15 protein-coding genes are annotated in these 18,187 nt (G+C 40.8%); 2 read left to right on the top strand and 13 right to left on the bottom strand.

Features of this window, described 5'->3' with window-relative positions:
• Nucleotides 1-2: 2 nt before the first annotated feature.
• Complete coding sequence (locus HN459_09145; protein ID MBT3479609.1) at nucleotides 3-653, top strand: response regulator transcription factor; 651 nt, start codon at nucleotides 3-5, stop codon at nucleotides 651-653.
• Between the two features lie 130 nt (nucleotides 654-783).
• Nucleotides 784-2,007: a hypothetical protein gene (locus tag HN459_09140; protein MBT3479608.1), complete on the top strand. Its 1,224-nt coding sequence runs from the start codon at nucleotides 784-786 to the stop codon at nucleotides 2,005-2,007.
• Nucleotides 2,008-2,093: 86 nt separating this feature from the next.
• On the opposite strand, the gene HN459_09135 is transcribed toward HN459_09140, so the two are convergent.
• The 13 genes from HN459_09135 to HN459_09075 form a co-directional block, all read right to left on the bottom strand.
• Nucleotides 2,094-2,558 (bottom strand): dihydrofolate reductase, encoded by a 465-nt coding sequence (locus HN459_09135; protein MBT3479607.1) that lies wholly within the window; start codon nucleotides 2,556-2,558, stop codon nucleotides 2,094-2,096.
• On the bottom strand, nucleotides 2,558-3,832 hold the full coding sequence (locus HN459_09130; protein ID MBT3479606.1) for an insulinase family protein: 1,275 nt from the start codon (nucleotides 3,830-3,832) through the stop codon (nucleotides 2,558-2,560). The genes HN459_09135 and HN459_09130 overlap by 1 nt, the downstream gene beginning before the upstream one ends.
• A gap of 1 nt (nucleotide 3,833) precedes the next feature.
• Nucleotides 3,834-5,147: an insulinase family protein gene (locus tag HN459_09125; GenBank protein ID MBT3479605.1), complete on the bottom strand. Its 1,314-nt coding sequence runs from the start codon at nucleotides 5,145-5,147 to the stop codon at nucleotides 3,834-3,836.
• A complete protein-coding gene (gene lpdA / locus HN459_09120) occupies nucleotides 5,131-6,549 on the bottom strand; it encodes a dihydrolipoyl dehydrogenase (protein MBT3479604.1) in 1,419 nt (472 codons plus the stop codon). The genes HN459_09125 and lpdA overlap by 17 nt, the downstream gene beginning before the upstream one ends.
• 3 nt (nucleotides 6,550-6,552) lie before the next feature.
• A complete protein-coding gene (locus HN459_09115; GenBank protein ID MBT3479603.1) occupies nucleotides 6,553-7,803 on the bottom strand; it encodes a branched-chain alpha-keto acid dehydrogenase subunit E2 in 1,251 nt (416 codons plus the stop codon).
• Nucleotides 7,804-7,811: 8 nt separating this feature from the next.
• Nucleotides 7,812-10,466, bottom strand: coding sequence for a pyruvate dehydrogenase (acetyl-transferring), homodimeric type (gene aceE, locus HN459_09110; protein MBT3479602.1), 2,655 nt, complete (start codon nucleotides 10,464-10,466; stop codon nucleotides 7,812-7,814).
• A gap of 92 nt (nucleotides 10,467-10,558) precedes the next feature.
• On the bottom strand, nucleotides 10,559-11,086 hold the full coding sequence (locus HN459_09105; protein ID MBT3479601.1) for a superoxide dismutase family protein: 528 nt from the start codon (nucleotides 11,084-11,086) through the stop codon (nucleotides 10,559-10,561).
• A 1-nt stretch (nucleotide 11,087) separates the two neighbouring features.
• Nucleotides 11,088-11,627 (bottom strand): hypothetical protein, encoded by a 540-nt coding sequence (locus tag HN459_09100; protein ID MBT3479600.1) that lies wholly within the window; start codon nucleotides 11,625-11,627, stop codon nucleotides 11,088-11,090.
• Nucleotides 11,624-12,298, bottom strand: coding sequence for a YggS family pyridoxal phosphate-dependent enzyme (locus HN459_09095; protein MBT3479599.1), 675 nt, complete (start codon nucleotides 12,296-12,298; stop codon nucleotides 11,624-11,626). The genes HN459_09100 and HN459_09095 overlap by 4 nt, the downstream gene beginning before the upstream one ends.
• Nucleotides 12,295-14,802, bottom strand: coding sequence for a DNA gyrase subunit A (gene gyrA / locus HN459_09090; protein ID MBT3479598.1), 2,508 nt, complete (start codon nucleotides 14,800-14,802; stop codon nucleotides 12,295-12,297). The genes HN459_09095 and gyrA overlap by 4 nt, the downstream gene beginning before the upstream one ends.
• A gap of 17 nt (nucleotides 14,803-14,819) precedes the next feature.
• Nucleotides 14,820-16,790: a DNA topoisomerase (ATP-hydrolyzing) subunit B gene (gyrB, locus tag HN459_09085; GenBank protein ID MBT3479597.1), complete on the bottom strand. Its 1,971-nt coding sequence runs from the start codon at nucleotides 16,788-16,790 to the stop codon at nucleotides 14,820-14,822.
• Nucleotides 16,787-17,062, bottom strand: coding sequence for a DUF721 domain-containing protein (locus tag HN459_09080; protein MBT3479596.1), 276 nt, complete (start codon nucleotides 17,060-17,062; stop codon nucleotides 16,787-16,789). The genes gyrB and HN459_09080 overlap by 4 nt, the downstream gene beginning before the upstream one ends.
• Nucleotides 17,050-18,108: a DNA replication/repair protein RecF gene (locus tag HN459_09075; protein ID MBT3479595.1), complete on the bottom strand. Its 1,059-nt coding sequence runs from the start codon at nucleotides 18,106-18,108 to the stop codon at nucleotides 17,050-17,052. Before HN459_09075 ends, HN459_09080 begins: the two co-directional genes overlap by 13 nt.
• Nucleotides 18,109-18,187: the final 79 nt, after the last annotated feature.

Here is an 18,187-nt window from a genome sequence, read left to right as displayed (position 1 = left end):
TTATGCCAAATAAAATTACAGTTTTTTTAGCTGACGACCACAACATTGTACGCGCTGGATTAAAAGTTCTGCTGGAATCAGACAAATCGATTTCCGTTATTGGTGAAACAGATAATGGCGTTGATGCCGTTCGTGATGTTCAAAAACTTCATCCCGACATTGCGCTTATGGACATTTCAATGCCAGGTGTTTCTGGAATTGATGCGGCCGCTGCCCTTAGAAAAAAGGGCACAGAGACTAAAATCATATTTCTTTCCATGTATGCTGAAGAGGAATATGTGGTTACCGCCATTAATGCCGGTGCTTCCGGATATCTAATTAAACAATCAGTTTCCCGCTCATTAATAGAAGCTATAAAACAGGTGCAAGCGGGGCGGGTTTATTTTAGCCCCGAAATCTCTGGGGCTGTATTAAATGCTGCAAACATACCCAATTACCGCAAACATAAAAAGAGAAGCGATAAAGAAATCACCAATCGAGAGCGAGAAATTTTAAAACTTTTGTCTGGGGGTAAGCCAAACAAAAAAATATCTGCTCTATTGTTTATTTCAGTTAAAACTGTTGAAAAACACCGTCAAAATATTATGCGGAAACTCGACATTCATGATGTGGCGAGTTTAACTCGTTATGCGATCGAAAAAAAAATTATTTAATACTAATAACGCTCTCTTATTCTTGGTTTGGGTAATATTTATGTAGATGATGCATCTGTGGCTCCATCTAATTCTTCAATTGTTTCTCATAATAGATGTAAAATCCTACCTCAAATTTGGATGAATTAGAATGATTTTAACCTTAGCTATTTCCGCCGTTGTTGTTGTGATAACTCTGTTTATTCTTGACTTAAGTCGAGAGCAGGTAACCACCAGCAACATTTCTACTTATTTACAACCTTTCGCCGCTGAAACGATTGTGAAACATGAGTTTTCCGCTCGTCCTGAATTGGTCTGGAATTCACTAACGCGTTTTTCAAACTATAACTTTTGGTTCCCGGGGATTTTACGGCTTTTGCCCGTTGTTGAAACAGATCGGTTTGTCCATCGCTATTCATTTGATAAGTTTAATTTTATTCCTGGCGCTTTCATCCGTCTCCGCCCCTTTAGTTTGTCACCTGCCTTTAAAGGTAGAATTGTGGCAATCGAGGACAATAAACAACTGACCATGGAATTGCGTTTCAATCCCATACACAAAGAGACGGTGGTTTTTAATCTTGACCCTACCCCGGGCGGTACATCGGTCACCTGTCATCGTACGAGCCGTGGTCTATTTTCCTGGATGACAATATGGGGGTTCTCGGGTAATAAATCAAAAATCCTTGACAACTTGGGTTATTTTATCCCAGAAGAAGTTATTGAAGAAATAGAGGATACCGCCACCGCGCAGGGTTCTGGTCCTCAATATAGTCGCGAGGCAATTATTGCTCGGGCTGTTCAAGCGGGTCTGGATGGCAACATGGATTTGGTAAACGCCATTCCAGACAAACCAACCCGCGGAATGGCGAAGGCGATGCTAGTTCAATCCAAACGCAAGGGCAATGTAATGCCGAATCATTTGATTGAAGCATTGTCTGAACAACCTACCGAAGGTAATGACGCAACCCCTGTAACTCCAGCTCAAACCGCTGGTGACAATGGACTTCCTACTTTTTCGAACCCTGACGAGTTAGTCGCTTTTGTTGTTAATAAAGCGTTAGATGGTGATAGTGATCCTATCAACGCCGTCATAGACAAACCAACCCGCGGTAAAGCTAAAGCGATGGTCGTTAAAATTAAACGTGGGTCTGTTGAGCGCCCGGCTATGCCAGAATTGTCCGCATCACCCGACGATCCTATAGCACCAGAAAGTACGCCCTCTTCTTCAACAGATGAATCGGAAGAAGAATTAATTTCGCGATTGATAGAAGCCGGCCTGGGCGGAAATATGGATGAAATTAATTCCTTAGATAACCGGGTTTTACGCGGAAAGATTAAAGCTGCAATTGTAAAAGAAAAACGCGCGAAAGCATAAATAGTTATTACTTTTAAAAATAAAAAAGCCTGTTTATCAGATTAACAGGCTTTTTTTATTAACATCAAATCTACACACTTCGGTCGTCAGGTGCTGTGACGAATGTCACAGTTTATCCTGTATATAAATTGATAGAGTTCTTTTTCGCCTTTAATTGCAACTGTTCCTTCTAGGAATAAATTCATTTCGTTCACTTTATCAGAAAAAAGTCGAATCCCATTACCAAATATTATTGGGTGTGGTGTAAGATAAAGGTGGGTTAAGTATGGTGCAAAGCGCGTGTTTGTTTTTCCGCCGCCGGCAATAAAGCACTTTTTTGAATTCAGTTTCGCCAATATTTGGTCTGGGTCATCGTTACGATGGACAACTATAATATCCCGACCCTCTAATTCTTTTTGAAGACAGTTAAAGGTGTTGGAGCCCATGATTACAGGCCAACCTGATGTTTGTTCTTTAAACAGGTGTAGGTCTTTAGACCACGTAACTCTTTCGTGTGAATGGCGAGCAATATAACCGTCTTGTGTAACGGCGGCGATAAGAATTACATCCACTAGCTATCTTTAAATGTCCCTGCTGCAACGACAGTCAATTTATCTGGATCAACATATGTTCTGATCGCCTTGTTAGTTTGGTCCAAGGTAATCCGGCTTATTAGGTCCGGATATTGATCTAAATACTCAACGCTTCTATTCTTCTCGGCGTTAGACAAAATTTGTGCCATAAGCCCACCTGTTGAATCCATCCCTACTTGGTACGCTCCAGCAATTGTTGTCTTTTTCGCTTCCAGTTCATCTTGTGTAACACCATTTTTGTACCAATTTAATATTTGCTCTATGGTCGCTTTTCTTCCCGCATCTAATAAGTCTGGCGCAAAAGTTCCCCACGTACTCCAATAGCCGTCACCCCCAAAGCTTACCCCGGCTAAAGACGAGCCAATACCATAAGTCAAACCCTGTTGGTCTCTTACTGTTTGCATTAACCGTGCTGAAAAATTCCCACCCAAAATATAAACTGCCATCATTAATGGATAATAATCTTTATGGTCTCGATCAATACCAATAGCCTGGCCTAAATAAATATCCATACTTGTTTTTTCGGGAATGTGAATTTCTGTATTACTTTCTTTTGGGGCGTCGGCCTTCATGCCGGGTAAAACATGTGTGGTGTTTTTTGTTTTCCACCCATTTAAATACTTACCCAATAAATCATTAATCTGAACAGGTTTCACATCTCCAACGGCAGCAAAATTCAAACTACCTAAACCATAATAATTTTGATGGAATTTTTCTACTTCTTTAATGTTCGCTGACGAAACCTGCTCAATAGTTTCGTTCGTTGTTAGTTGATAATTTGGGTGGTTTTTCGGATACATGATTCTTAATAACCTAATCATGGCTTGTTGTTTTGTATCTTCTTTGGAACGTTCGAGGTTCCCAATCATTCTTGTTTTAAGGGTTGTCAATTCTTCTTCAGAAAATACTGGCGTGCGTAATTGTTCCACCAATAGTTGAATTACTATGTCAAGGTCATCTTTTAAACAATGGCCCGAAAATTGGGCGTGGTGTCTCGTGCTTGAAAAGGTTAATTCCGCACCAACGGATTCTAAAATATCACTAATCGCATATTTGTCTTTTTCAAGAGTCCCCTTGTCAATCATAGCTGCTGTCAGGGGTGCTATTTTCCTGTTTTTCCCTGGGCTGAATATTGACCCACCTAAAAAACTGCCGGCAAAAGTAATTACCTCCTTTACGCCAGTAGGCATAACAAAGGTTCTCAGACCATCCAGTTCTGTATTTGTTTTAACCTGTTTTTTAAAGAACCCCAAATTAAAGTTTCTCCTGCTTTTTGGGGACAAACCACCCGGTGGTTCTTTTGTCTTCCACTAAATATTTCTTTGCGACACACATTAAATCTTTCGTTGTCACTTTTTTTATACAATCCAAATATGTTGTATAAAACATCCAGTCACCAATCGCAATTGCCTCATTTAGTGCGCTGGCAACAGAGTATGAGCCATCCCTGCTGAACGCAACGCTAGCCCGAGTTTGTGCTTTTGCGCGGTTGAGCTCTTCTTCTGAAATTCCTTTTTCAGTAATTTTTTTATATTCAAGCAGAATAATGTCTTCCACTTTTTGGTGATCTGTGTCCGGCGTGAGAAATGCATATGTTATAAACATACCGTTATCTTTAAATGGGAAATCATACATAAACAAGGATGTTGCTAAGCCTTTATCTATAATACTTTTATAAAAGCGGCTCGTTTTTCCTTCAGAGAGAATTTTTCCCAACAGTTGAAAGGCGTAAGTGTCAATATGGAGACCCTCTGGCGATTTGTGTCCCACGCCGACAACACCTGTTTGTCCTACGCGCGAAACTACCGTTCTTCGTGGACCTTCCTGCTCCGGTTCTTCCGTATACATACCGGGGATGCTGTTTTCACTTGCGCCATGTTCACCAAAATATTTTTTTATTAGAGCAAGCGCTTCTTTTTTGTTAAAATCTCCAATCAATGTCGCCGTAGCGTTGTTGGGCCAATAGTAGGTATGGTAAAATTCCTGTAACCGTTCTGTAGATATATTTTCTATATCTGAACGCCATCCAATTGTTGAATGGTGGTAGGGGTGAGCCTGATAAGCGGCCGCCCAAATGTTTTTGTCTAAAACATCAAATGGACTGTTTTCTCCCCGTTCAAATTCATTCCTAACTACAGTCATTTCAGGCTGACGATCTTCATCTTTTAAAAAAGCAAAACGCATACGATCCGCTTCTATTGCAATCGCCCTCTCTAGGTGTTCGCTTGGAACAACTTCAAAATAATTGGTTCTGTCGTTCCATGTTGTGGCGTTAATCTGGGCCCCAATATTTTGGAGTTCCGTCCAAATTGCTGTACCCTTTTCTTTATTATAATTTCTAGATCCCTTGAACATTAAATGTTCAAGAAGGTGGGTGGAACCAGTATATCCAATCGCTTCGTTTCTAGATCCAACGTGGTACGTAACCATGAATGTTGCTACTGGCGCAGAATGGTCCTCTAACACTAAAACAGTAAGATTGTTTTTCTTTAAAGTATATTCTTCTATTCCGCCAGATGCTTTTATAAACTCGAATCCGTTAAATTGTGAATTATTTTTTGGGGACATATAAGTCTGTAATTGTGCCTTCAAAAACTTCGGCGGCCAATCCGAAGGTTTCTCCAAGCGTGGGGTGAGGATGAATGGTGAGGCCAATATCTTCTGCGTCTGCACCCATTTCGATTGCTAACATTCCTTCTGAAATCATATCACCAGCACCCGGCCCAACAATACCAACACCAAGAACTTGACTGGTTTCCGGGTCAAACAAAATTTTTGTTTTTCCTTGGTTCGCACCCATCGCGATGGCCTTTCCGCTGGCCGCCCATGGAAATTCGCCTTTTTTATAATTAATACCTTTTTCTTTGGCTTCTATTTCCGTAAGTCCGGCCCATGCGACTTCTGGGTCGGTAAAAACAACAGACGGAATAGCGCGGACATCGAACGCAGCCGGAAGGCCGGAAGCTACCTCTGCGGCAACCTTTCCTTCGTGGGTCGCTTTGTGTGCCAACATTGGGTTTCCGACTATATCGCCAATGGCAAAAATATTTTTAATTGTTGTCCTTTGGTAAACATCCACATTTATAAAACCCCGCTCGTCAACCTCAACGCCAGTGGATTCTATGTTAAGTAAATTAGTGTTCGGTTTTCTCCCAACAGAGACCAAAACCTTGTTGTAAATTTCTGTGCTTGTGCCTTTTTCGTTTTCAATAGTCACAGTTAAGGATTCGTCTTCATTTGGTAAAACGGATGTTACTTTGGAAGAAAGACGGATTGATTCAAACTGTTTTTTGAGTTTTCTTTGAAGAGGCTTTACGATGTCTTGGTCCGCCCCAGGAATCAAATTCGGCAAAAATTCAACCACGGAAACTTTGGCTCCAAGCGCAGCATAAACCTGTCCTAACTCAAGCCCAATAACGCCACCACCTATTACTAAAAGTCTTTCAGGTATATCTACCAGTTCCAGCGCTGTCCGAGAGGTAAGAACACTGGGGTGATCCGCTGGAACTCCAGGGATCGTTGCTGAAACGGAACCGGCGGCAACGATACACTTATCAAACGAAATTTTTATTTCTCCATCATCGTTGATTACATTCAATTCCGAATTAGAATTAAAAAGGGCTTTTCCTCGTACCCACTCCACTTTCCTTGCTGTCGCCATTTTTTCGATACCACTATTTAGTTGGGATACTATCTTGTCCTTATGGGCCCTTATGGCGTCCAGATTAATTTCCGGTTCACTGTAGGTTACGCCCATTTTGGATAAATGGGAGGCTTCATCCATGACCTTAGAAATATGAAGCAATACTTTGGAAGGGATACACCCTCGGTTTAAACAGACGCCACCCAAGGTGGGGTCTTTATCAATTAATATAACCTTTTTCCCAAGGTCGGCAGCTCTAAAGGCCGCAGCATATCCTCCTGGTCCTGCGCCAATTACCACTATTTCTGCGTGTTTTGATTCAACCATAAATTAATCTTTAAAAAAAGATAAATCTGAAAGGATGTTAGCAAATCGCGATGTAAACCCCGCAGCGGCAGCGCCGTCAATTACACGGTGGTCGTAGGACAAAGAGAAGGGCATAATAAATTTTGGTACAAACTCTCCTGATGGTTTATCATATACTTGTTTCCACGCGCTTTTGGAAACACCCAAAATGGCAACTTCTGGTGGATTTACAATGGGTGAGAACCCTGTGCCTCCAATTCCACCAAGGCTGGAAATTGTAAAGGTACCGCCATTCATCTCTTCTGGTTTTAGTTTTTTATCCCTCGCTCTAGAGCTTAAATCCATGAGGCTTTCAGATAGGTCAAAAACGGATTTCTTATCCACGTCCCTTACCACAGGCACCGTTAGTCCCGCCGGTGTATCCACCGCGATTCCTAGGTGATAATATTTTTTTAAAACCAGGTTTTGATCTGTATAATCCAAAGAGCTGTTGAATATCGGCATCTCTTTAAGAACGGCTGTCACTACTTTCATTAAAAAGGGTAAAAAGGTGACTTTTATTCCTTTTGTCGCACCTTCTTTTTTTAGTTTTTTCCTATAGCTATCCAAAGCTGTGATATCTGCTTCGTCAAATTGCGTTACGTGTGGTATGGCTTGCCATGCCTGCTGAAGGCGCTCACCCGTTATTCTTTTGATTTTTGTTAGTTTTTGGACCTCGATGTCACCCCATTGTGAAAAATCTACCTCTTTTTTTAACTTTGGTGTGATTCCTGAAGACATGGCCATTTGAAGTTTAATATATCCATTGAGATCGTCTTTAGTAATTCGCCCTTTTTGGCCAGAACCTTTAATGGTTTGGAGATTAATTCCTAACTCCCGCGCCAATCTTCTGACCCCAGGAGAGGCAAACGTCCCGCCTGAAGAACTGGCGTTGGTGAATGAAACCGCTTCTTGGGGTGTGGTCGGGGAAGGTTCTACTAACTCTGGGTCGGGTTCAACTTGTGGTGGTGGTGTTTTCTCTAAATCAATAACCCCTTCTGTAGTTTCGACTTTCATTAGAAGGTGTCCGGGCTTCAACTCGTCGCCGGTGGATACTAGAATTTCTGAAATGACGCCTTTTACCTCTGCTGGAATTTCCATTGATGCTTTGTCCGACTCTAAGACAAGGATCGTCTGTTCTGTTGTTACTATATCACCAACAGAAACAGAGACTTCGCTTACTTCTGCTCCGTCTATTCCTTCTCCGAGGTCGGGTAGTATAATTTCTTTAATCATTTTTATTCCTACACTGTAATTGGGCTGGGTTTGTCTGGATCTATTTTATACTTTTTCATCGCATTTAAAGCTTCTTCTTTTTTCAAAGTTCCATTGTTAACTAGTGCGTGAAGCGCCGTTATAACTATATAATAACGGTCAACCTCAAAAAACCGGCGCAAGTTCTCTCGTGTATCGCTCCGCCCAAAACCATCTGTACCTAAAGTATAATATGCGCCCTGAACGTATGGTCCAATTTGTTCGGCCACCATTTTTATATAGTCAGATACAGCTACAGTCGGGATGTCGTTATCTTTAAAAGATTTTACCAGGTGGGACATTTTTTGTTTTTTCGCTGGGTTTAGTGTATTCCAACGGTCTGCCTCCTCCGCTTCTTTTCGTAATTCGCTAAAGCTTGTAACATTCCAGAGTTCAGATGAAATATCCCAATCTTTTTCTAATAATTCTGCCGCTGCAATTGCTTCACCCATAAGAGGTCCGCTTCCCAACAATCGAAGGATTGGTTTCTTTGGGGAGTTAAATTTATACAGTCCTTTGATAATGTCATTTTCTATACCTTCGGGCATTGGTGGGTGAATATAGTTTTCATTTTCAACCGTCAGGTAATAAACGACATCTTTGTCCTCCTGACACATTTCTTTTATTCCACGATGAACCACCGTTGCAATTTCGTATGCGTAAGCTAGATCATATGCTTTAATGTTTGGTGTAGCGGCCGCAGCCAAATGGCTATGTCCGTCTTGATGTTGAAGCCCTTCTCCGTTTAATGTTGTCCGTCCTGCTGTCCCGCCCAACAAAAATCCGCGAGTACGCATGTCGCCGGCTGCCCAAATAAAATCCCAAACACGTTGAAAACCAAACATCGAATAATAAATATAAAAAGGAATCATTTTAACACCGTGATTGCTATAGCTTGTTCCTGCTGCGATAAAAGAGGAAACGGCACCCGCTTCATTTATTCCCTCCTCAAGAATCTGGCCGTTCTTGGCTTCTTTGTAATATAAAAATTGGTCTGAGTCTACCGGGTCATACAGTTGTCCCTTGTGAGCATATATCCCCAATTGGCGAAACAAGGGTTCCATTCCAAAGGTGCGCCCTTCGTCGGGAATAATCGGCACAATGTGGTTTCCGATAGTTTTGTCCTTAGAAAGAATTGTTAACATGCGAACAAATGCCATCGTCGTGGAAATTTCTCGCTCCCCGGTTCCTTCTATTAGTTCTTTAAAAACCGATATATCTGGAATGGGTAGTGGGGCTGATTTATCCGTTCGGATAGGGAGGGGGCCGCCGAGAAAATCCCGGCGCTCTTTTAAATATTTATATTCAACGCTATTTTTTTTAAACCGATAAAAAGGAGCCTTCATCGCTTCTTCGTTGGACATGGGTATATTAAAACGGTCTCTAAAAAGAAGGAGTTCTTCTTCGTTGAGCTTTTTCTGATTGTGGGTGATATTTCGGCCTTCTCCTGCTTCGCCCAAGCCATACCCTTTAATTGTTCGGGCCAAAATAACTGTTGGTTTTCCCTTAAAATCCACCGCTTCTTTGTATGCAGAATAAACCTTTAGTGAGTCGTGGCCACCCAGTTTCATTTTTTCTAGCTCTTCGTCTGAAAGGTGTTCTACTTTTTTTAGTAGGTCTGGGTATTTCCCAAAAAAATGTTTTCGGAAATAAGCTCCACCCTCTACCACATACTTCAATAGGTCGCCATCAACAATTTCATCCAGACGTTTTAATAATAACCCGTTGTGATCATTTTCTAATAATTTATCCCAATCGGCGCCCCAAATTACTTTAATAACGTTCCATCCGGCACCACGAAAAGCACCTTCAAGTTCTTGAATCACCTTCGAATTTCCGCGAACAGGACCATCTAACCTTTGTAGGTTACAGTTAATTACAAAAACAAGATTGTCCAGGTTTTCTCTGGAGGCCAACGTAAGGGCGCCAAGAGATTCGGGTTCATCCATTTCTCCGTCCCCAAGGTACGCAAAAATTTTTCGATCTGTTTCTTCTATAAAACCCCGGTCTATCATATAGCGCATAAAGCGCGCCTGGTAAATTGCCATTATAGGCCCTAAGCCCATTGATACAGTAGCAAACTGCCAAAAATCAGGCATAAGATAAGGGTGCGGATAAGAGGACAGTCCTCCCTCTTTTGATAATTCCCGTCTAAAATTGTAAAGCTTTTTGCTGTCAAGCCTTCCTTCCAAATAAGCCCGAGAGTACATACCTGGAGAGGCGTGGCCTTGAAAGTAAACAAGGTCTTGACCGTTGGGGTGTTCCGCCCCCTTAAAAAAATGATTAAAAGCAACCTCATACAGTGTGGCGGCAGATGCAAATGTAGAAATATGTCCCCCGATTCCGGGTGTTTCTTTGTTGGCAGCTGTTACCATCGCCATAGCATTCCACCGAACAATTGATTTTATTTTGCGCTCTATATCGCGATTGCCTGGATATTCCGGCTGTTGGCCGGGTAAAATTGTATTTACGAACGGTGTGCTTGTATTAAAGGGTAGTCGGGCGCCTTTTGATTGGGCAAAATCAATGAGTGTTTCTAAAAGAAACCGGGTGCGCTCGTACCCGTGTTCTTCTAGCGCATCTTCAATGGATTCTATCCACTCTTTAGTCTCGAGCGAATCTATGTCTTTATAATTTTCCGCCATTTTTCGAATTATCTATTAAGGAGAGGCGGGGAAATTACACTTTTTTTATAAAAACCGGATTGAATTTGTCGCCAACCTTTCTTAGGTTTGTTTTAATTTTTAGTGAATCTCTTTTTTATTACACCACAACCAATTCTTGCGCCCGCGGCTCCGGTGGGTTGGGATGCCATGTCGTCCATCCCAACGTGTACCACTATCGCCTTTCCTATAATATCTGTTTCCGGAGAACCTCCAATTGACCAGCGACCAGATTTATCTGTTATGGATATTTTCCCTTTTCCTCTGTCGTCAATTTTAATATTGCCAATATCTCCACTGTGAAAGGGCGCTACACCCCATTTTCCGTGGTTCTCTTCTGTTGGGTTCCAGTGGCCACCCGAGGATTTCCCATCATCTGAGCTACAGTCCCCTATGGTGTGTATATGAACAGCAACCGGTCCTGCACCAACGCCAAAAATGTTAGCTTCAACGCTAACAATTCCTTTTCTTTCTGTAAATACCACTTCTCCTGTAACGCTGCTCCCGCTTCTGGGGAGAATGTTTGCTGTCGCAGTTTTATCGTTAGGGCTAGAACAGGCTATCAGGGCAATAAAGGTCAGGGTTATATAAATGTTTTTCATTTTATCTAAAATTTTCTAGTTCTTTAATTAGTTGTGGGACGTTATTGATTTTATCTCCCAATCCTATTGCTTGAATTTTCATGCCAACATAGCTCCAAACGATTGAAATTGGTGCTATTTTTTCTGATACTCTGTTTGTCCCAAAAAAAAGATGTTTTTCAAATTTATCAGGACCAACTGTGGTTACGGTTTCTTTGTTGTTGTTCGAATAAATTTGTGTAATATCAGGAAAGGTTGGCCCGTCTTTATGGGGTGTGTTTTTCCTGAGGAAATTTTTTCCAGATCGATTAATGTGGTCTGAAATTATGATAAATTTATTAGACACAAAAACCCTGTCTATGATTAATATTTCTTTGGTCTTTATTTCTTTCTTTAGGCTGATGAATGTTTTCGGGGAAACACACGTTTTGTGAAATTTTTCTGGCCAAAAAAACTTTATACCATACTTTATGTTTTGTCCGTGGCCTAAGTGGACTTTTTGGGACGTTAGATTTAACTGTGTAGCCACTTCTTTGCCGCATAAATAAATAGAGGGAATCATTCTTCCCTTGGGCCCAAAAGCGCCGTTCCAACTCTCACTATTGTGCTTCCTTCTTCAACTGCAATTTCAAAATCTCCACTCATACCCATAGACAAGTCAACCAGACTTTTTTGTTTCATTGAGTCCCGTAGTTCTCGCAACAAAGCAAAACATGCTCTCTTTTTTTCTTTATCTTTTGTTTTAGGCCCAACAGTCATAAGACCTTTTACTATTAAATTTCTTTTTTCAATACAAGAAAGCATTTCTTCTAACTGTTCCGGTTGAAACCCATGTTTCTGAGTTTCTCCAGATGTGTTTACTTCTAAAAGAATTGGAACGTTTCTTTCCAACAGCGCGGCTCTTTTATTTATCTTGGAGGCCAACCTAACCGAGTCTACCGAGTCTATCACATCAAAAAGGTCTAAACATTTGTTTACTTTGTTTGACTGAAGGTTTCCAATAAACCTTTTTTCTAAACCCGGGATTAATTCAAGTGCTTTAAATTTTTGAGTGGCTTCTTGAATTTTATTTTCTCCAATGCTTGTTATTCCGGCTTTAAAACATTTTTCAATTGTAGAAAAAGGGTGTGTTTTTGTTACCGCTACAAAACGAACGGGATGATTAAAACCGCTCCGTTTTTGTGCTTGGTCAATTCTAAGTCTAATGTTATCTAACTTGTTGTTAAGACTCATGCCTCCCCGGTGTCGGAGTCGGTGTCATCAATCGACATTTGGTTGTCATCAGGTTCTTCGTCTCCCGTTGCAGCCTCTTCACTGATAACACGGGTAATAGATGAAATACTCGCGCCATCGTCTAACTTAACAAGCTTCACACCTTGAGTTACACGACCGATTGTTCGAATAGCCCCAACCGGTTGTCTCATTAAAACACCAGAGTCTGTAATAATAATAAGGTCGTCTGAATCAACAACTTCCATTATGTTAACCATTTTTCCGGTTTTGTCAGTACAGCGCATGGTCATAACGCCTTTTCCGCCCCTAGTTTGAGTGCGGTACTGGATTACATCTGTACGTTTGCCCATACCTTTTTCTGTGGCAACAAGGATTGTTCCTTCACGACGCACCACAAGCATCCCGACCACGTGATCTTCTTTGGTGCTTAGTTTTATGCCTTTTACCCCCATGGTTTTTCGTCCGCTTGGTCGAATATTGTTTTCAGAAAAACGAATCGATTTACCCTCGTAAGTTCCAAGAAGAATATCGTGTTCGCCGTTTGTGATTCTTGCTTCAATAAGTTTGTCCCCTTCGCGAATATCAATGGCATAAATACCGCCTTTTCGAGGCTTTCCGTAGGCAGATAAAACGGTTTTTTTAACAATGCCTTTTTGTGTTGCCATTACAACATAGTGATCGTCATCAAAGTCCTTTACACTTACAAAAGCTTCTACTTTTTCTCCCGGTTCACATTCAATTAAGTTCACCACAGCGCGCCCCCTGGTTGCCCGTCCACCCTGAGGGATGTCGTAAACTTTTAACCAGTGACATTTGCCTTTATCTGTGAAAAAAAGCATATAGTTGTGTGTGTTGGCAATAAAAAGATGTTGAACAAAATCTTCATCTTTACTCATAGCGCCTTGAACACCCCGACCTCCCCTGCGTTGAGTCCTATATGTGTTTAAGGCTGTTCTTTTTATATACCCTTGATGGGTAATCGTCAAAACAACTTCTTCTTCCGCAATCATATCTTCCATAGAAAAATCGGTAGATACGGGTATAATCTCTGTTTTTCGTTCATCTCCATATTGATCCCGAACATTAATTAATTCAGATTTAATAATTTCCATCCGCTTGTTTTTGTTTTCAAGGATTCCTTTTAGGTTGGAAATAATTTTAATCATTTCTTTGTATTCAGCCACAACTTTACCAACCTCAAGACCTGTGAGCCTTTGGAGTCTCATGTCTAAAATTGCTTGAGATTGAATTTCAGATAAATTGAAACCATTCATAAGACCTTCTTTGGCTTGAAGTGGGTCTTTGCTTCCCCGGATAATCACGATTACCTCATCAATATTATCAAGGGCAATTTTTAACCCTTCAAGAATGTGGGCTCTTGCCTCTGCTTCTTTTAGTTCAAACTCGGTTCGTCGAACAACTACACTGTGGCGGAAATCCACAAAATGATTCAAAATTTCTTTAATTGGCATTATTTTGGGAACACCGTTTACTAAAGCGAGGAGGATAATACCAAAAGTGTCTTGTAGTTGTGTGTGTTTGTATAACAGGTTTAATACAACCTCTGGAACAGCGTCTCTTTTCGTCTCTATCACAACACGTATACCGTCTTTATCTGACTCATCCCTAAGGTCTGATATTCCTACAATTTTTTTATCACGAACCAAGTCAGCAATCTTTTCAACCAAGTTGGCTTTATTGGTTTGGTAGGTAACCTCTGTAATTACAATACTGTTTTTTCCGTTTTTGTTTGTTTCAATATGCGCGCGGGCTCGCATTTTTATTTTTCCCCGACCCGTTTCATAGGCTTGCTTTAAACCGTCAATTCCCATAATTAGCCCCGCAGTTGGGAAGTCTGGGCCTTTTATGTGTTCCATTAATTCGTCAGTGGTTATGTCCTTTTTGTTTATTAATGCAACCAAGCCGTTTATGACTTCTATAAGATTGTGGGGTGGGATTTTTGTAGCCATCCCCACAGCAATGCCCTCAGAGCCATTCACCAATAACGTTGGTACCGCCGATGGTAACACGGTGGGCTCTTTAAGTGTTTCATCAAAATTAAGAGCCCAGTCTACTGTGTCTTTTTCTAAGTCTTTCAACATTTCGCTAGTAAGTTTTGTCATGCGCGATTCAGTGTAACGCATGGCCGCCGCATTGTCCCCATCAATGGAACCAAAGTTTCCTTGGCCGTCTACCAACTCATAACGCATTGAAAAACTTTGAGCCATTCTCACCAGGGCGTCGTAAACAGAACTATCACCGTGAGGATGGTATTTACCCAAGACATCACCCACAATACGGGCTGATTTCTTATATGGCCGGTTCCAACTTGATCCCAGTTCGCTCATACCAAAGAGGATCCTGCGATGAACAGGTTTCAACCCATCCCGAACGTCTGGTAATGCCCGAGATACAATAACGGACATTGAATAATTAAGGTAGCTTTCCCGCATTTCATCTACAATGTCGCGGGGAAGTGTGTTGTCTCTGTTAAAATCAACCATAAGTAATTCCTAAGTTTTTAAACGTCAAGATTGACGACAAATTTTGCGTTTTTTTCAATGAATGTTCGGCGCGCTTCCACGTCATGTCCCATAAGGTTTTGAAATGTTTCCGCTGCTTCTCCAGCGCTTTCAACTGTAACCTGTAAAAGTGTTCGACGTTCTGGATCCATGGTTGTTTCCCAAAGTTGTCCGGGGTTCATTTCTCCCAACCCTTTATACCTTTGGATTCCCACTTTTGTGTTTTTATTGTCCTTCTTCATTCGTTCAACTGTTCTATCTCTTTCGTTATCATCATACGCGTAGGCTTCTTTTTTTCCCTGGGATAGTCGATATAAGGGTGGTAGCGCAAGATAAAGAAACCCGCCATCGATAACTTCTTTCATTTTCCTATAAAAGAAAGTTAGAAGAAGTGTCCTAATGTGAGATCCGTCAACATCCGCATCGGTCATAATAATAATTTTATGATAACGAAGCTTATCAACATCAAAATCACCTACGGATCTTTCTCCATTTTCATCTTCAGACCCACCGAAACCTGCTCCTAGCGCAGTAATCATAGATTGAACTTCGTTGTTAGAAAGAAGTTTATCAATTCGAGCTTTTTCTGAATTAATTACTTTACCGCGAAGCGGTAAAATTGCCTGCGTTCTTCTGTCTCTTCCTTGTTTCGCCGATCCGCCCGCGGAGTCACCCTCCACCAAATATAGTTCGCAAAAAACAGGGTCTCGATTAGAACAATCGGCTAGTTTTCCGGGTAGGGACGAACCACCAAGGGCGCTTTTGCGACGAATGAGTTCACGGGCTTTTCTTGCGGCGCTTCTGCTTCTTGCCGCTAAAAGGGCTTTTTCAATAATTCTTCTACCGATTGATGGATTTTGTTCAAGAAAATCCAAGATGCCCTCATAAACAACTGTGTCCACAATTCCTTTTACGTCACCATTCCCTAGTTTTGTTTTTGTTTGGCCTTCAAATTGCGGTTCCGCTACCTTAATGCTTAAAATAGCCGTTAAACCCTCTCTAAAATCTTCTCCAGATAGTGAGATTTTTTCACTTTTCTTTGCCTTAATTAGGTTGTTTTTTATTGCGTAATTATTCATTGCCCTTGTGAGCGCGGACCTAAAACCAGAAAGGTGTGTTCCTCCTTCAATGGTGTTAATATTATTCACAAAGGTTAAAATGTTGTCGTTATAAGTGTTTCCATATCGCAAAGCAACAGCCACAGGAACTTCGCCATCTTCTTTGTTAACTGTTATAATTTTATTGTGGAGAGGGTGGTTGTTTTCATCTAAATATTTAACAAAATCACTGAGGCCCCCTCGAAAATTAAAGGAATCCGATTCTCCGTTTTCCACCCGCTGGTCTCGCAAAACAATTTCCAGCCCACTATTTAGGTATGCTAGTTCCCGAAGCCGTTCTGCAATAATATTATACTCGAAATCTATTGTGTTAAAAATGGTGCTGTCGGGATAAAAACAGACTTTTGTGCCGGTCTTTTTGGCGGACCCCGTAACTTTGAGTTTATTTTGAGGGTCCCCAATTTTATAGTCTTGTCTATGAATTTTCCCATCCCGCTTGACCTCTACCCACAACCACTCCGAAAGTGCATTAACAACAGAAACACCAACCCCATGAAGACCGCCCGAAACTTTGTACGATCCTTTGTCGAATTTTCCTCCGGCATGGAGAATTGTCATAACAACCTCTACGGCGGGTTTGTTTTCTTCTTTGTGGATATCTACTGGAATTCCGCGACCGTTATCTTCAACGGTAACAGACCCGTCGGAGTTGAAAGTAACAATTACTTTTGTACAATACCCTGCCAAAGCTTCGTCAATTGAGTTGTCTACAACTTCGTAAACAAGGTGGTGAAGGCCGCGCTTACCAACGTCACCGATATACATGGCTGGGCGTTTTCTTACCGCCTCAAGGCCTTCTAATACTTTAATGTTCTCTGCGTTGTAGTTTGTTTTATTTTGTGCTTCGCTCATATAAATTTAATTTCCCTTATTGTATTTTCACCGAGTTTGTGATTCAGTTTTTCAATTATTTCTTGTTTTTTAAAAAGCAATTCTTGGCGCCACGAAGGGTTGTTTGTTTTTATTGTAAGGATCCCGTGTTCTACTTTTTCCGCAATTGTGTTTTCCGCAATTGTGTTTCCTACGGTTTCATTCCAAATGAGAAGGGCTTTGTTTTGGTTTACTCCTTTTTCTATTCCTTCTTTTTTTAAAAACCGGTTTAAAATGCTTTTTAATTGCTGCACGGTCGCTCTAAATAAAAACCGCAGTTGTTCGGATCTTCAAGGTTAATGCCGTGGTTTTTTATATCAACCAAATCTGTGTTTGTAATTATTGTTTGTGTGTTTTTGTTAAGTAGCGCCAAAACGGCGTCGCTTCTTTCAAAATCCAGCTTTGCGAACAGGTCGTCCAAAAGAAGGGTTGGTTTTTTCTTTTTTTCTTCACATATAAACATATATTCTGCAAGTTTAATTAAAATTAAGGCTATTTTATGCTCACCTTGAGACCCAAAACTTCTGAGGTTTTTCCCGTTAAACAGAAAAGTGGAACCGTCTTTGTGAGGCCCCACAGATGTACGCCCGACAATTTTATCTTTTCTCCGCGCCTTTTTAAGTTCTATTAAAAACAAAGCTTTGTTTTTTTTCTTTTCTTCTGTCTCTAATAAAACATCAACACTTTCTTTGTTGTATAGTTTAGATATTTTTTTTAAACACTCTTTAAATTTTTCGTCCATCGTTTCTTTTTCTTTCCAAACACCCGCGCCGTGCTCAGCCAGTTTTTCGTCCCAAACATCAAGGCTTGAGTCTTCTGTTTTATTTTTTAATAAAGCGTTTCTCTGTTTTAAGATTTTTGTATAACTGGATAAGTTCTGAAAAAAACTTATCGATACCACAGAATAAAGTCTATTAAAATATTTTCGGCGGTCACCGTTGGCCCCTTTTGTTGTGTTTTGCTCTTCCGGTGAAAGAAGCACAACCGGGTTTTTTCCTACAAGCTCTACTGTTTTTACTTCCCTGTTGTTAATTTTAATTTTTTTTCGTTTATCTTTTGATTGGCTAAAGCTGATTTTATCTTTTTTGTTTTTGGTTGAAAAAACCCCTTCTACTCGAAAGATTTCTTTATCGTATTTTATTGTGTCTACAGTTCTGTTTGTTTTAAAACTTTTTCCAATCGAAAGCAGGTAAACAGCCTCTAGAACCGAGGTTTTTCCTGCTCCGTTTTCTCCCCATATTACATTAATGCCCGACTTAAACCTCATGTCTGTTTTGTTGTGGTTTCTAAATGAAACCATTTGAATTCTGTCGACCGGCATCACGGTTTCAAACTTTCTTTTCTATAATACCATTTTTCGGCATGTCTTTTTGTCTTTA

This window comes from Candidatus Neomarinimicrobiota bacterium, from assembly GCA_018647265.1.
Taxonomy (GTDB): domain Bacteria; phylum Fidelibacterota; class Marinisomatia; order Marinisomatales; family TCS55; genus TCS55.
This window is presented reverse-complemented; position numbering and strand designations above follow the sequence as displayed.

Bases quoted from the DNA above. Each gene is read 5' to 3' on its own strand.
- HN459_09145 (MBT3479609.1), top strand. From the start codon at position 3: ATGCCAAATAAAATTACAGTTTTTTTAGCTGACGACCACAACATTGTA.
- HN459_09140 (MBT3479608.1), top strand. From the start codon at position 784: ATGATTTTAACCTTAGCTATTTCCGCCGTTGTTGTTGTGATAACTCTG.
- HN459_09125 (MBT3479605.1), bottom strand. From the start codon at position 5,147: ATGTCCCCAAAAAATAATTCACAATTTAACGGATTCGAGTTTATAAAA.
- lpdA (MBT3479604.1), bottom strand. From the start codon at position 6,549: ATGGTTGAATCAAAACACGCAGAAATAGTGGTAATTGGCGCAGGACCA.
- HN459_09115 (MBT3479603.1), bottom strand. From the start codon at position 7,803: ATGATTAAAGAAATTATACTACCCGACCTCGGAGAAGGAATAGACGGA.
- aceE (MBT3479602.1), bottom strand. From the start codon at position 10,466: ATGGCGGAAAATTATAAAGACATAGATTCGCTCGAGACTAAAGAGTGG.
- HN459_09105 (MBT3479601.1), bottom strand. From the start codon at position 11,086: ATGAAAAACATTTATATAACCCTGACCTTTATTGCCCTGATAGCCTGT.
- HN459_09100 (MBT3479600.1), bottom strand. From the start codon at position 11,627: ATGATTCCCTCTATTTATTTATGCGGCAAAGAAGTGGCTACACAGTTA.
- HN459_09095 (MBT3479599.1), bottom strand. From the start codon at position 12,298: ATGAGTCTTAACAACAAGTTAGATAACATTAGACTTAGAATTGACCAA.
- gyrA (MBT3479598.1), bottom strand. From the start codon at position 14,802: ATGGTTGATTTTAACAGAGACAACACACTTCCCCGCGACATTGTAGAT.
- gyrB (MBT3479597.1), bottom strand. From the start codon at position 16,790: ATGAGCGAAGCACAAAATAAAACAAACTACAACGCAGAGAACATTAAA.
- HN459_09075 (MBT3479595.1), bottom strand. From the start codon at position 18,108: ATGGTTTCATTTAGAAACCACAACAAAACAGACATGAGGTTTAAGTCG.